This is a genomic window from Gluconobacter vitians, from assembly GCF_015244565.1.
Lineage (GTDB): Bacteria > Pseudomonadota > Alphaproteobacteria > Acetobacterales > Acetobacteraceae > Gluconobacter > Gluconobacter vitians.
In genome coordinates, this window is sequence record NZ_JABCQG010000003.1 from 168,378 (window position 1) to 181,191 (window position 12,814).

The 12,814-nt window shown below is 63.4% G+C and carries 14 protein-coding genes; 8 read left to right on the forward strand and 6 right to left on the reverse strand.

All coding sequences use genetic code 11. The features are described from left to right. Positions 1 to 148: 148 nt before the first annotated feature. The 7 genes from HKD24_RS03725 (at position 149) to HKD24_RS03755 (ending at position 6,833) form a co-directional block, all read left to right on the forward strand. The gene (locus HKD24_RS03725) at positions 149 to 1,339 is read left to right on the forward strand and encodes a hypothetical protein (RefSeq protein WP_322783271.1); all 1,191 of its coding nucleotides are present in this window, start codon (positions 149 to 151) and stop codon (positions 1,337 to 1,339) included. Continuing rightward, positions 1,339 to 2,208: a hypothetical protein gene (locus tag HKD24_RS03730; RefSeq protein ID WP_194259062.1), complete on the forward strand. Its 870-nt coding sequence runs from the start codon at positions 1,339 to 1,341 to the stop codon at positions 2,206 to 2,208. Before HKD24_RS03725 ends, HKD24_RS03730 begins: the two co-directional genes overlap by 1 nt. Further along, a complete protein-coding gene (locus HKD24_RS03735) occupies positions 2,205 to 2,726 on the forward strand; it encodes a hypothetical protein (protein WP_194259063.1) in 522 nt (173 codons plus the stop codon). The genes HKD24_RS03730 and HKD24_RS03735 overlap by 4 nt, the downstream gene beginning before the upstream one ends. Beyond that, the gene (locus HKD24_RS03740; protein ID WP_194259064.1) at positions 2,726 to 3,814 is read left to right on the forward strand and encodes a hypothetical protein; all 1,089 of its coding nucleotides are present in this window, start codon (positions 2,726 to 2,728) and stop codon (positions 3,812 to 3,814) included. Before HKD24_RS03735 ends, HKD24_RS03740 begins: the two co-directional genes overlap by 1 nt. A 5-nt stretch (positions 3,815 to 3,819) precedes the next feature. Then, a complete protein-coding gene (locus tag HKD24_RS03745) occupies positions 3,820 to 5,250 on the forward strand; it encodes an NADH-quinone oxidoreductase subunit D-related protein (protein WP_228124138.1) in 1,431 nt (476 codons plus the stop codon). After that, complete coding sequence (locus HKD24_RS03750; protein WP_194259066.1) at positions 5,247 to 5,732, forward strand: NADH-quinone oxidoreductase subunit B family protein; 486 nt, start codon at positions 5,247 to 5,249, stop codon at positions 5,730 to 5,732. Before HKD24_RS03745 ends, HKD24_RS03750 begins: the two co-directional genes overlap by 4 nt. Positions 5,733 to 5,897: 165 nt before the next feature. After that, the gene (locus tag HKD24_RS03755) at positions 5,898 to 6,833 is read left to right on the forward strand and encodes an ROK family protein (protein WP_194259067.1); all 936 of its coding nucleotides are present in this window, start codon (positions 5,898 to 5,900) and stop codon (positions 6,831 to 6,833) included. A 72-nt stretch (positions 6,834 to 6,905) separates the two neighbouring features. On the opposite strand, the gene HKD24_RS03760 is transcribed toward HKD24_RS03755, so the two are convergent. The 3 genes from HKD24_RS03760 to HKD24_RS03770 all read right to left on the reverse strand — a co-directional run bounded on the left by HKD24_RS03760 (position 6,906) and on the right by HKD24_RS03770 (position 9,285). Next, on the reverse strand, positions 6,906 to 7,787 hold the full coding sequence (locus HKD24_RS03760) for a CDP-alcohol phosphatidyltransferase family protein (RefSeq protein ID WP_194259068.1): 882 nt from the start codon (positions 7,785 to 7,787) through the stop codon (positions 6,906 to 6,908). Positions 7,788 to 7,801: 14 nt separating this feature from the next. Continuing rightward, positions 7,802 to 8,479 carry a phosphatidylserine decarboxylase gene (locus tag HKD24_RS03765; RefSeq protein WP_062509513.1) on the reverse strand — a complete coding sequence of 226 codons (678 nt, stop codon included), beginning with the start codon at positions 8,477 to 8,479 and terminating at the stop codon, positions 7,802 to 7,804. Between the two features lie 89 nt (positions 8,480 to 8,568). Beyond that, on the reverse strand, positions 8,569 to 9,285 hold the full coding sequence (locus tag HKD24_RS03770) for a class I SAM-dependent methyltransferase (RefSeq protein ID WP_194259069.1): 717 nt from the start codon (positions 9,283 to 9,285) through the stop codon (positions 8,569 to 8,571). Between the two features lie 40 nt (positions 9,286 to 9,325). On the opposite strand from HKD24_RS03770, the gene gloB reads away from it, so the two are divergent. Then, positions 9,326 to 10,042, forward strand: a complete 717-nt coding sequence (gene gloB, locus HKD24_RS03775; RefSeq protein WP_194259070.1) for a hydroxyacylglutathione hydrolase — start codon at positions 9,326 to 9,328, stop codon at positions 10,040 to 10,042. A 61-nt stretch (positions 10,043 to 10,103) separates the two neighbouring features. On the opposite strand, the gene HKD24_RS03780 is transcribed toward gloB, so the two are convergent. The 3 genes from HKD24_RS03780 to HKD24_RS03790 are packed head-to-tail and all read right to left on the reverse strand — an operon-like array spanning position 10,104 to position 12,730. Then, positions 10,104 to 10,253, reverse strand: a complete 150-nt coding sequence (locus HKD24_RS03780; RefSeq protein WP_141307021.1) for a DUF2474 domain-containing protein — start codon at positions 10,251 to 10,253, stop codon at positions 10,104 to 10,106. An 18-nt stretch (positions 10,254 to 10,271) separates the two neighbouring features. Then, positions 10,272 to 11,297 (reverse strand): cytochrome d ubiquinol oxidase subunit II, encoded by a 1,026-nt coding sequence (cydB, locus tag HKD24_RS03785; protein WP_194259071.1) that lies wholly within the window; start codon positions 11,295 to 11,297, stop codon positions 10,272 to 10,274. Positions 11,298 to 11,302: 5 nt separating this feature from the next. Next, complete coding sequence (locus HKD24_RS03790) at positions 11,303 to 12,730, reverse strand: cytochrome ubiquinol oxidase subunit I (protein WP_194259072.1); 1,428 nt, start codon at positions 12,728 to 12,730, stop codon at positions 11,303 to 11,305. Positions 12,731 to 12,814: the final 84 nt, after the last annotated feature.

A 12,814-nucleotide genomic window follows, 5' to 3' on the forward strand; every position in this document is an offset into this window, starting at 1 on the left:
TATGCGGTCCGTTTTCACTTAACCTGCGGACCGCGCCCTGCATATTTTCTCCACCCTGTTTTACGCCGATCCGGTATCTCTCTGCCTTGCGGTTCTGGCCATTCCTGCCTGTCTGCAGGCGATGGAAGCCGGACGCGGGACACGATCGGTGGTTATCTGTATTGCGGCACTGGCTGCGATACTGGCGCTGTCTCCGGCTGTTCTGGCTGTTGCGCTTGGCGTGATCGTTGCACAGGACCGGGATGCGTGTCCGGCAGTCTGGACGGTTCCGGCCCTGCTGTTGAGCGTCCTTTTCCCTGCACACACCTTCGTTTTACTAGCCCTGCTACCGGTTCTGTTCTGGTCTTCGCTTGTGCGACGGCGGGACGGGATCTGTCCTGCCGGCATGAGTATTCTCGGCGTCTCGCTGATCTGGCATGCGCCTTCGGCAGTTCCGGCAGAACTTGTGGCCGGTCTGGGGGCTGCGGTGTGCGGGCTGGTTGGCTGGTCCGTTCTTGGGGCGTCCCGCCCCGGAAATCTGGGGCTTTTGCGGCCAGTTCTTCTGATGGTTTTGGTCGTGGCGGCGCAGGCCGAAAGCCTTGCGGTTTGCGCGCGGATCGCGCTGGAGGCGCTGCTTCTTGATCTGGCGCTGCTGGTGCTTACGGCTGCATTGGGACAAAAATTCCCTGTGCTTGCCGTGCTGCGTCTGCCGTTCCCGCTCTTGCCCGGACTGGTTGTGCTGTGGCTCGGGATTCATGCGGCTCTTGGCATGGCGGCGGGCGTGGAGGGCTGGAGCGTCCTTGGCATGGTTGTCGCTCTGCTGCTTGGGCTTTTGAGCCTCTCGAACATTCTGGAAGTGGGAAGCCTGTTCCTTGCGCGACGTGAAGTCGTTTCAGGCACATCTGTTCTGCTGCTGGGTGCGGGAAGTCTTCTCATGCCCGCTCTTGTGTTTGGACTGACGAGCCCTGTGCTGCACGCCATGGGGGGAGAGTGGGTCTGGCCCGTCTGGAGCATCGGTGCGGGGGATGGGGCGCATCTGCTGCTGCCAGCGTTCATTCTGACTGGTGCGGGGATCTGGATTGTTCTTGTGCGACCCTGGCGGGTTATGGGTGGTGTGGTGCAGGCGGCATCCCTGCTTGTGCCAGCGCTCGGGAAACTGCTGACGATCGGGGATGGGCTGTTTGACGAGGCGCCTTCCCTGAACTGGATGCTGCGTCGTGTCATCGCGGGTGGGCGGCTGCGTCTCCGAGGTTTGCGGAATATGAGGGCGCCCGTGCTTCCTGATCTGCGTCAGGGTGCTGTCGGACTCTGGCTTGTGCTGCTCGGTCTCGTCCTGGCGGTGCTGGGAGTGATGGCGTGATGGCGCATGAGATCGGGATGGTCCTGCTGGCGATGCTGGAGGCGCTCTTTCAGCTGGGCCTGCTTCTTGTGCTGGCGCCTGTTATCGGATGGTGTCTGGATGATCTGCCGTTCCTGCTGACTGGACGAACGGTCGGGCCGGTGCGGTTTCGTCTTCTACAGGCCGGGCGCTTCTGGAAAACATTGTTCCGCGCTCCGCTGGGTGGGCGACCAGCGCTGGCGTTGACGGCTGGCATTCTGACGCTTCTGTGCCTGCCTGCGGTCACGACAGGATCGGTCTTTTCGTCTCTGGCGGACCCGCTGGTCATCGGGCTGGTGGTTTTGCTGGGACGCGGATTTGTGGGGCAGAGTCTGTTGCCGGGTGAGGCGGGGCGGTTCATCCCTGCCGTTCTGCTGCTGTGCCTGACCGAGGCGCTGATTGCGCTGGCAGCTCCGGGAACGGATGGGCTGGGAGGCTTGTGTGCAATGCTGCATATCGAACCGGAGCCTGGTCTGGAAGGCGCGCTTGCCGCCTGTGCCCTGGCGCTGGGGATCGCGTGTCCTCCCCTGCGGGCGCAGGATGTCACGGGAATGCTGTCCGGCATCCGGGACCGACAGGAGCGTGAGGCCGCCCGGAGCATTGCCGATGTGCTGAACTGTAGCTGGCTGCTTCTACTGTCCGATCTGGCACTGCCGGTGAGTGTTGGGCTGGCGCAGGGCGGTGTACAGGGCTGGTGGATGGGGCTGGTGGCTCTGGTCGGGCGTCTGGCGCTGACGGTTGCGGTGGCGGTTGGGCTGCGGCTCATGGCGCAGGAGCGGAGTGCACGTCTGACGGCCCTGTTTGCAGGTGTTGCGCTTCTGCTGGCTCTGGCGGGGAGGTTCGGCACATGATCGTCGGGTTTGGATTGCTGCTGCTTCTGGCGCTTGCGGGGCTGGGCAAGGATGGGCGGGGTTTGCCGCTCTATGGGGCGGTCTGCGCTTTTGCAGGGGCGACAGTCTGTTCGGGGCTGATGGCGCTTCTGACGTCTGTGGCGCTGATCGGGCTGAATGGTCTGGCCTGGGCATGGCTGCGGCGGTTTGCGGCGGAAGCGCCGGACCGGGCGGCTGTCCTGCCGGTTGTGGGGACGCTTGTGCTCCTGCTGGCACTTGGGCTGTCCGGTGCGGGACTTGGACTGGCGCCGGTTCTGGGCGCGGGCGCGGTTCTGGCCGGGCTGTGTGGTGCGGCATGGGGCGCGCCGCTGGTGCAGTTCACCGGTCTGCTGCGGGCTGCGGACGGGCTTATTGTCGTGTCCTGCGTTCTGCATTCCTGGCCGCTTTTCATGGCGGCTCTGAGCCTTTGGGGCGTGCTGGCGGCCCTTGGCGTCACGCTTCTGCCGCGTCTGGCCTGGCGTCGGGTGGAGGAGGTCTGATGCATCCGCTTGCCCCGATCGGAACGCTGTTTGCCGTGACCGTCTGGCCGCTTCTGGCGGCGTTTCTGCTGCTTCTGACGCCTGAAAACCGTCAGGCCGCCAGCAGTCTGACTTTTGCCGTGGCTGGACTGGTTATCACACCGCTGGCTGTCTGGCTGATGCCGGGAACGGACGCACTGGCGGCAGCCTGTTCGTGCATCGTGACGGCCATTCCGCTTTTACTCCCGCCAGCACAGGACCGGACCGGCCGGGTTCTGCCATTTCTTGTCACGGGCTGTGCGCTTCTGGCGCTGAACATCCATTCGGCCTTTGCCGTGACTGTATTGTGTGGTGCGGGCACGGTTCTTCTGGCCTGGCGGGAAGGTCGGGGGCGGCGGAAGGCTCTGGTCGTGTGGGACATCGCGCGCAGCAGGCTGGGTGGCGTCGTGCTGGGGCTTCTGGGGGCGTCGCTTCTGCCAATGCCGCAGTCCTCGCTGGGGGCGGTATTACTGACGGTCGGGCTGTGCATGGTGGCGGGACTCGGGCCATCGCCTGCGCCTGCACCCGAGGCGGCTCTGCTGGATACAGGGCTGCGGTTTTCGGCGCTGATGCTGATGTTTCGTCTGAGTGCGTATCCGCTGGTTCATCTGCTGATGCTGATCGCGGGGTTCGGAACGATCCTCATGCTGGTGACAGCGCGCTCCTCCGGCCGGGTCGTCTCACTGCCGATGTTGTCTGCGTTCGGTGCGCTGGCCGCGGCGACCGGGGAAGGGACGGAAATCGTTCTGCTGCTGCTGGCAGCACTGGGGCTGGCCGTTCTGGATCTGCGCGGTGCCGAGGGGACTGATGCGATTGCGGCGGGGGCTGCACCCTGGCCGGTGTTCTGTGCGCTTGTTGGCATCGGACGCTCGCTTGAGACGGGGCAACTGATTCTGCTGATCGTATGCCTGCTCCCGGTTCTGTGGTTGGTGCGTCCTGCGACGCTTCTGCCGGCGTTCGGGCGTGGAGAGCGCGGCATGGTGGCCGTGATGCAGGCGGTTCTGCTGCTGGGAGGGCTGTGCGGGCCGCTGTTTCTTGCCTGGCATCCGATGACGGGATGGCGGCCATGAGAAGCATGGGACGGATCATTCGCAGTGGCGAGCGGGTCGCGCTGTCGCATTATCATCTTGATCCCGCGCAGTGGAGCGAGATGCTGACGGCGCCGGGAACGACGCTGCCGCTGATTTCCTGCTGGGCGGATGATGCCCGCGCTTACGTGCTTCTGTTGGAGGGGGACTGTCCGCTTCTGGCGAGTACAATCGTGGAAGACCGGCGCTATCTTGCCCCGTCCTCGCGCTTTGCCGGCGCGGAATGGGGCGAGCGGGTGTCATATGATCTTTACGGCGTGGAAGCGATGGATGCCCGTGGGAACGGGGCTCCCGCGCTGGATGAAGGGGGCTGGACCTCGACCTGGCCGCTGTCCTCCCGTCCCGGACCTGCGGCAGGTGGGTTGCGGCCGCTGGCTGGGAGTCATTTGCTGCGTCCCGAGCAGACCGGACTGAGTGGCCCGCTGGAATTGTCCTTTGAGGTTCTGAAGGGGAAAATCCGGGACGTGGAGGTCTGCGCCGGGGCCGCGCATCGCGGTCTGGTAGCCCGGCTGGTAGGAAAGACGCCGGAAGAGGCGATGCCGCTGGTGTCGCGTGTGACGGCGGGCGGGTTTGTGGCGCATCCGCTGGCTTTTGCCCGGGCCGTCGCACAGGCGCGCGGGCTGGTTCCGGGACCGGGGATCCGGGATGTCTGGATGATCCTGCTGGAGATCGAGCGGATCTCGATCCATCTGTTCGACATGGCGCGGACGGCACGCGGCGTGGATGCGGAGCTTCTGGCGACCCATTGCGATCATGCGCGGGAGGCGATTGCGAGGGCCTGTTCGGAGCAGGGTGTTTCGCGTCGGCTGATGGATATGGTGACCTGTGACGGGTTTCGCGACGGGCTGGAAATCGTGCCACTGGCGCAGGCTGTCCATGCGGCCATGCAGCCGCGTCTTGCGGCGCTGGAAGAGCTTCACCGGGTTTTTGCGCCGCGTCTGGACGGGGTCGCGACGCTGGATGCGCGACTGGCGGAGTGTTTTGCCGTGGGGGGCGTGACCGGGCGTGCGAGTGCTCGCAGCATGGACATGCGGCGGCGGGAAGCCGGGATGCGGCTGGAGGCATTGCGGGCGACGGGTTCGAGCCGGGGAGATGCCCGGGCGCGCGAAGGGCTTCGGCTTGCGGAAATCCGGGATTCGCTGGCGCTGATGGAGCGTATTCTGGGAAGTATCGGTCTGGAGGATGATGAGCCTGCGCCGGACCGGACGGAAGAAGGGATCGGTGTGGCTGAAGGCGCGCGCGGAGACGTCTGGTACTGGGTACGTCTGAAGGACGGGCGGATCGAAAGCCTGCATGTCCGCGATCCCGGCGTTTCCCTGCTGCCCGTTCTGGGAGCGATGCTGCGGGGTTACGCTGTCGATCGCGTTCCGGCGGCGCTGGGCTCGATCGGGCTGTCACCGGCGGGGATTGCGTTATGAGCGGTGTGAGACGCGCAGGGCCTTTGAGCCTGCTTTATGCGTTCATGGATGCGACACGCTGGCGTCCGTCCATGCAGGAAACGGCTCCGCGCCGGGAGCGTCCCATCGGGCTGTATGTGCTCGAGACCGGAGGGTGCGAGGGCTGCTTCATGGAAATCGAGTCTCTGAACGGGAGTGCCTTTGCGCTGGAGCAGGCCGGGTTTGTCTGTGTGACAGATCCGGCGGATGCGGACTGGCTGCTGCTGACGGGGGCCGTGACACGGGTCTGTGCTGAAATGGTGGACCGGGTGTGGCGGGCGATGCCACCGGGAAGATGCCTGATTGCGGTAGGGGCCTGCGCGGTGGATGGCGGCCCTTTTCCGGCCGGTTATGCGACGCTGGGCGGATTGCAGGCCCTGACGCCGGTGCGGCGTTCGATTGCGGGGTGTCCGCCATCGCCGGAAGACCTGCTGCGGGCCTTGCAGGAGCTTGCGCGGGGCTGAAGTTCCTGTCTGCAGGCCGGAATTTTCCTGAAACAACGAAGTTTTGTCCCCGGACGACTTGCCGTAACACGGTTTCGCGTTAAAGCAGACGGACGCACTGGGTGCGTTTTCCATGAGGTTCGGTCGCCTGATACTCAGGTCACCGTATAGAGCACAGGGCTAGAGATGGCTGATTATCGCCTTGGAATTGATCTTGGTGGCACGAAGATCGAAATCGCGGTTCTGAATCGTTCGGGCGATCTCGTCCTGCGTGAACGCATTCCCAACCCCGGCATCTATAATGAAGCCGTGCTGGCCATTCGTGATCTGGTCACGGATGTGGACCACCGTCTGGGTGCGGTGCCGAGCCATCGCGTCTCGGCAGGGCAGCATACCTCCACGCTGGGTATCGGAATTCCGGGCTCCATCTCGCCCGAGACCGGTCTGATCAAAAACGCCAATGCGACCTGGCTGAACAACCAGCCTTTCGGTCATGATCTGGAATCCGCGCTTGCGCGTCCGGTCCGGACGGAAAATGACGCGAACTGCTTTGCGCTGTCCGAAGCGGCCGATGGCGCGGCCAAGGGTATGCTGACGGTGTTCGGTGTCATCATCGGCACGGGCATGGGTGCGGGTATCGTCAATAACGGTCGCGTTCTTGAAGGACGTCACCACATTGCGGGCGAATGGGGTCATCTGCCTCTGCCCTGGCCGACGGAAGAAGACATGCCTGCGCGTGACTGTTTCTGTGGGAACAAGGGCTGCATGGAGCGCTATCTGTGCGGTCCGGCTCTGGCGGCAGACTGGAAAGGTCCGGGTCACCGTAACACGGCCGGGATCGAGGATGCGGCGGCCAATGGCGATCAGGCCGCGATTGCCGCTCTGGGCCGTTATACCGAGCGTTTTGCCCGGGCCTGCGCGATGGTCATCAACTTCCTTGATCCGGATGTGATCGTGCTCGGTGGCGGCGTGTCCAACCTGCATACGCTGTATGAGCGCGTGCCGCCGCTTCTGGCCAAGCATGTGATCACGCCGGTCTGCACGACGCCGATCGTGCGCAACAAGCATGGCGACAGCTCGGGCGTGCGTGGCGCGGCATGGCTGTGGGATGTGACGGAGTAAGCCAGTTCCTCGCTGGATATGAAAAAGGCCGCCCGATCATCCGGGCGGCCTTTTTTGTTGGCTTGTTTTCGTTCAGGCGGGCTCTTCTTCCACCGTTTCCGACATCTCCTCTGCCGCCTGTTTCAGGCGGTGATAGGAGCGGCGGGAGAAGGGCAGGATCGCGATATAGAGCAGTCCTGCACCGGCAAGCGCGCCCCAGGGGTCTGCGACCAGAAGGGCGGCATAGAGGCCGGTTCCGAGCATCAGGGGCAGGACATAGCGCGCCGGGACCTTGAAGTTCTTGAAGGACCAGACCGGCAGCGTCGAGACCAGCAGCAGGCCTGTGACGATCAGGCAGACGGCCGAGACAAGCGGCAGCCGGGCAAAGGCTGCCAGACCTTCGGCATGCAGGCGATCGGCTTCGAGGCCGAGGAAGACCGGGAACAGCACCAGTCCGGCTCCGGCCGGGGCCGGGACACCCGTAAAGAAGCTGTAGGAGTATTCCGGCTTGTCTTCGTCATCGAGGCTTGCATTGAAGCGGGCGAGCCGCAGTGCCATGCAGACCGTGAACAGGATGCAGGGGACGAACGCGTAGCGTCCGGCATGTTCGAGCGACCACATCAGCAGCACGAAGGACGGTGCCACGCCGAAGCAGACGAAGTCCGACAGGCTGTCGAACTCGGCGCCAAAGCGGGTGGCGCCCTTGAGCAGGCGCGCAATGCGCCCGTCCAGTCCGTCGATACAGGCCGCGATCAGCAGGGCCACGGCCGCGGGTTCGAACTGGTGTTCGAGCGCAAACCGCATGCCGCTGAGCCCGGCGCAGAGGCCGAGCATCGTCATGATGTTGGGGATGAGGCGGTTGAACGACGGCCCCCGCACGCGGGTGCGGGGATTGCGCCCCATGCGTCGGAGCCTGCGTCGGATGCGGCGTCTTTTAGCGGGGCGGATGGGTTCAACCGTTGGCGGTGTGGTCATGAAAGGCGTCTGGCTCAGAGCTTCGCCAGGACAGTTTCGCCACCAACCATGGTCTGCCCTTCCACAACCAGGGGTTCAACGCCGGGCGGCAGGTAGACATCGGTGCGGGAGCCGAAGCGGATCAGGCCGAAACGCTCGCCGGCTTCCACGCGGTCGCCTTCTTCAACGAAGCACAGGATGCGGCGGGCGATCAGTCCGGCGATCTGGACAACACCGATATTGCGACCGTCCGGCAGGGTCAGGCGCAGTTCGTTGCGCTCGTTGTGTTCAGACGCCTTGTCGAGGCTGGCATTGAGGAACTTGCCGGCGTGATAGGCAATCTTCGTCACTTCACCGGCCGCTGGCATGCGGTTGATGTGGACGTTCAGCACGGAGAGGAACGTCGAGACACGCCAGACCGGGGTGTGGCCCATTTCCAGAGCGGCGGGCGGGGTGACGAGCGCCACGGATGTGACGCGGCCATCAGCGGAGGCCAGCACCAGATCGGCGCGCGGTGGCGGGACGCGCTTGGGGTCGCGGAAGAAGTAGAGGCAGAACGCCGTAAAGGCGATGCCGGCATTGCCCAGCAGGCGCGTGGGACGCCAGGGCGTGGCCCGTCCGAGCAGCCCGACGAGCGAACCCGCGAGGAGGAAGGGAGTCGCGGCGCGATGCGGCGGCGACAGGACAAGCTTGAAGGACTGGATCAGCGACATGGAACGCACTCTTACGGCACACGGCGGGAGGGTCAAGAATTCGCCACAAAGAAGGCGTTTTTCAGGCAGGTTTTCTGCTTCCGCCGCCTTCAGGCGGGCTCGGCCACCTGTCGGGGGAGCGGGGCGCACAGTTTTTCGTCGATCAGGGGCGTGCCTGCATAGACGTTCTTGCGGGCCGTGACGACATGCACTCCGCCGCAGGGCAGGCGCAGTGCGCGGCCTGCCCGTTCCATCAGGCGACCCTGCGTGACTGACAGTGCGGCGGGTGGAGTCATCAGCGCGGAGGAATGGTGTTCGATCCGGAACAGGGTCTGGTCGAGCAAGCGGGTCAGCTGGCCGCTGCTGTAAGGGATGCCGTGACCGAACGGTGTGGCGTCGGTATGGGCCCAGTAGCCCGAGCGGTTGGGGACCACCAGCGTCAGGACGCCGTCATCAGTAAGCGTGCGCCAGATGGCCCGCAGGAAATCCGGAGCAAAGCGGGTGAATTCGAGCCCGTGGACCACGAGGACACCGTCCATCGACAGGTCATCGAAGGGCAGGCGGCCGCTGTCGACGATGCAATCCCTGCGGGAGGGGCGAATGATTTTCTGCGTCTGCGGGTGGAGAAGGCGGGCGGACACCGCGCAGTCGGCACTGTCTGGAAGGTAGGGCGCCGTGTAGCCGATCCCCAGGATGCGGCGGCCCCGCATGGGGGGCATGAGGCTTTGCAAACGGTCATTGAGGAGCAGGGCCGTGCGCTGACCCTGCCGACTTTCATAGAAAGTGGTGGCATCATCGGAACGGGTGCGGGCCAGAGACGTCAGCATGCAGTTACCTAATCAGCAAGACAGTCCAAGGGGAACAGTCATGCCACTCGATATCAAGCCGATTCCGGTTCTCTCAGACAATTATGCCTGGCTGCTGACTTCGACCGAGGGGCCGCGCGCCATTGTGGACCCCGGCGAGGCGGGGCCGATCATGGACGAGATCGGAGAGGGGCGGCTGGATATGATCCTGCTGACCCATCACCATGCCGATCATACGGGCGGGACGGATGCGCTGCGGGAGCGTTATGGCGCGAAAGTCTATGGGCCGCGCCAGAACAGGGAATGGCTGCCCCGGCTGGATCATGACGTTGAGGACGGAGAGAGCTTCCCGCTGGGGAACACGCAGATCCGCGTTCTCTCAACACCGGGTCATGCGGTCGGTCATGTGTCCTATGTCGTGCCCGATGTGCCTGCGCTGTTCTGCGGCGATGTGCTGTTCAGTCTGGGCTGTGGACGTCTGCTGGAAGGGACGGTGCAGGAACTGTTCGACAGTCTGCACCGCTATGACAGTCTGCCGGACCGGACGCTTGTCTGTGCGGGGCATGAATATACCCGCTCCAATCTGGCTTTTGCGCTGCATGTTGATCCCGATAACGAGGCGTTGAAGGCGCGTGCCGGAGAAATCGAGCGTCTGCTGGAAGCGGGGCGGCCGACGCTGCCGGTAACATTGGGGATGGAACGAAAGACCAATCCTTTCCTGCGCGCACCGGATGTCGCGACCTTCGCACGGCTGCGAAAGGAAAAGGACAGCTTCTGAGGATACGAAAAAAGCCCCGTCTCTTTTGAGCGGGGCTTTTTTATGAAGCAGCTTCAGGCTGTTACCAGCCGAAGATGACCTTCTTGAGCAGTTCGGCTCCAAGGCCGACGACGACAACGCCGCCAGCCCAGATGGCCACGAACCAGCCCACACGTTTCATCCAGTTCAGGAACCCCGTCTTCTGATCGGGCTGTCCGTATTCGATGCGCATGGGCCGGGTTCCCTGTTCTTAATGGTAATGGTGTCCAGCGGACATTTTCCCGCGGAACACGTAGTACGAGTAGGCCGTGTAGGAGAGGATCAGCGGCAGCAGGAACATCGTACCGACCAGCAGGAAGGTCTGGCTCTCCGGCGGAGAGGAAGCCTGCCAGATGGTGATGGTCGGCGGCACGATATACGGCCACACATTGATGCCCAGACCGCTGAAGCACAGGAAGAACAGGCCCAGTGTTGCGACGAAGGGCAGCAGGTGCGAGCGCGGGTTGCGCAGGCCGAAGAACAGGACACCTGCCAGCACCACGACGGCCACCGGAACCGGAGCGACCAGTGCGAGCTGCGGCATGGCAAGCCAGTGCTGCATGTACGTGGTGTGCAGCATCGGGGTCCAAGCGGAGACCAGCGCGATTGTGATCAGCATCAGCGCACCGAGACCGAAGGAGACCCTGCGCATCGTATCGTGCAGTTCACCTTCGCAGCGCCAGAGCAGCCACGTTGCACCCAGAAGACCGTAGCCGATAACCACGGCCAGTCCGCAGAACAGTGCGAAAGGGGAGACCCAGTCGAAGCTGGAGCCCACGAACACATTGTTCTCGACCTTGATCCCCTGAATGAGGGTTCCGAGGATAACGCCCTGCATGAAGGCCGCCACGAAGGAGCCCGCGCAGAATGCCGTGTCCCAGAAGAACTGGCTCATCGGGGATTCCGCCTTGAAGCGGAACTCGAAGGACACGCCGCGCAGGATCAGGGACAGCAGCATGAACAGGACCGGCAGGTAAAGCGCCGGGAGGATCGTGCCGTAGGCAACGGGGAAGACACCGTAGAGTGCGGCGCCTCCGAAGATCATCCAGGTCTCGTTGCCGTCCCAGACGGGAGCGACGGTGTTGACCATGAGGTTACGGTGATCGTGGTCCTTTTCCTTGAGGAAAAGGATGCCGATCCCGAGGTCGAAACCGTCAAGGCAGATATAGAGGAAGATGGAGGTTGCTGCGAGCAGCGCCCAGACAACGGGGAGCCAGAAGCCGGCTGTTTCTGTCATGGTTCTTACTCCGCCATGCCAGCGTCGGGCTGGGGCTGATGGGAGACCTGTGTTGTTCCAGCAGCACGCTGGGGCTGATCTTCAGCCGGGCCGTGCTGATCGGGATGGGGTTCTTCAGCGAAAGTCCGCAGCAGGATGGTGATGCCGCCAGCGAACACGATGAAATAGACGACCACAAAGGCGATCATCGACGTTGCGATGTTCGGAAGTGCGATCGGCGAGACGCTGTCGGTCGTTCTAAGCAGGCCATAGACCGTGAAAGGCTGACGGCCGACTTCAGTCGTGACCCAGCCGCAGAGCAGGGCCAGGAAGCCTGCGGGCGACATGAACAGCGCGATCCGGTGCAGAAGCGGCGTGTCGTACAGCTTGCCTTTCCAGCGCAGATACAGCGACCACAGGCCGACCAGCACCATCAGCATGCCAAGGGCGATCATGATGCGGAAAGAGAAGAACAGCAGCGGTGAGTAAGGACGATCTTCCTTCGGATAGTCCTTAAGACCCGGCACCTTGCCGTTGAGACTATGCGTCAGGATCAGCGAGCCCATGTAGGGGATGGCGATCTTGAAATGCGTGGTCTCGTTCTTCATGTCCGGGATGCCGAACAGAAGTTCAGGCGCACGGCTTTCAGAATCCCAGTCGCCTTCGAGGGCTGCGATCTTGGCCGGCTGGTATTCCAGCGTATTCAGGCCCTGCGTATCACCGGCCAGAACCTGGATCGGAGCGACGATGGCGGCCATCCACATGGCCATCGAGAACATCAGGCGGACCTGTTCGGAGGCCTGACGGCCTTCACGACGGGCCTTCAGAAGGTGCCATCCGGCAACGCCAGCCACAATGAACGCCACGCAGAGGAAGGCTGCGAGGCCCATATGCACGAGGCGGTACGGGAAAGACGGATTGAAGACGATCTGCCACCAGTCAACCGGCAGGAACCGGCCGGTCGCCTCGTCGACACGATAGCCGCGCGGTGTCTGCATCCAGGAGTTGGATGACAGGATCCAGCTCATGGAGATCAGGGTGCCGATCGAGACCATGCAGGTGGCCGCGAAGTGCAGTCCTTTGCCGACGCGGTTGAGGCCGAACATCATGACGCCGAGGAACCCGGCTTCAAGGAAGAAGGCCGTCATGACCTCATAGGCCAGCATCGGGCCAAGGATTGGACCAGCTTTCTGTGCGAATGCCGACCAGTTGGTCCCGAATTCGTAAGACATGACAAGGCCGGAGACCACGCCCATGCCGAAAACGACTGAAAAGACTTTCAGCCAGTATTTGAAGAGATCAAGGTAGGCGTCCCGTCCCGTCTTGAGCCAGAGCCCTTCGAGAACGGCGAGATAGGCCGCCAGACCGATTGAAAATGCCGGGAACACGATGTGAAACCCGACGGTAAACGCGAATTGAAATCGCGCCAGGAATAGAGCCGACAAGCCAAACATGTCGATTGCCTTCTGGGTAGATGGCGAGACGAAGGAACCGTCAGGAGGAGTGTCGGACCCCCGGGGGACCTCCGCACGCACAAC

Coding starts and splice junctions, on each gene's coding strand:
- HKD24_RS03750 (WP_194259066.1), top strand. CDS start 5,247: ATGAGCGGTGTGAGACGCGCAGGGCCTTTGAGCCTGCTTTATGCGTTC.
- HKD24_RS03765 (WP_062509513.1), bottom strand. CDS start 8,479: ATGTCGCTGATCCAGTCCTTCAAGCTTGTCCTGTCGCCGCCGCATCGC.
- HKD24_RS03790 (WP_194259072.1), bottom strand. CDS start 12,730: ATGTTTGGCTTGTCGGCTCTATTCCTGGCGCGATTTCAATTCGCGTTT.
- HKD24_RS03730 (WP_194259062.1), top strand. CDS start 1,339: ATGGCGCATGAGATCGGGATGGTCCTGCTGGCGATGCTGGAGGCGCTC.
- HKD24_RS03745 (WP_228124138.1), top strand. CDS start 3,820: ATGGGACGGATCATTCGCAGTGGCGAGCGGGTCGCGCTGTCGCATTAT.
- cydB (WP_194259071.1), bottom strand. CDS start 11,297: ATGACAGAAACAGCCGGCTTCTGGCTCCCCGTTGTCTGGGCGCTGCTC.
- gloB (WP_194259070.1), top strand. CDS start 9,326: ATGCCACTCGATATCAAGCCGATTCCGGTTCTCTCAGACAATTATGCC.
- HKD24_RS03770 (WP_194259069.1), bottom strand. CDS start 9,285: ATGCTGACGTCTCTGGCCCGCACCCGTTCCGATGATGCCACCACTTTC.
- HKD24_RS03735 (WP_194259063.1), top strand. CDS start 2,205: ATGATCGTCGGGTTTGGATTGCTGCTGCTTCTGGCGCTTGCGGGGCTG.
- HKD24_RS03780 (WP_141307021.1), bottom strand. CDS start 10,253: ATGCGCATCGAATACGGACAGCCCGATCAGAAGACGGGGTTCCTGAAC.
- HKD24_RS03740 (WP_194259064.1), top strand. CDS start 2,726: ATGCATCCGCTTGCCCCGATCGGAACGCTGTTTGCCGTGACCGTCTGG.
- HKD24_RS03755 (WP_194259067.1), top strand. CDS start 5,898: ATGGCTGATTATCGCCTTGGAATTGATCTTGGTGGCACGAAGATCGAA.
- HKD24_RS03760 (WP_194259068.1), bottom strand. CDS start 7,787: ATGACCACACCGCCAACGGTTGAACCCATCCGCCCCGCTAAAAGACGC.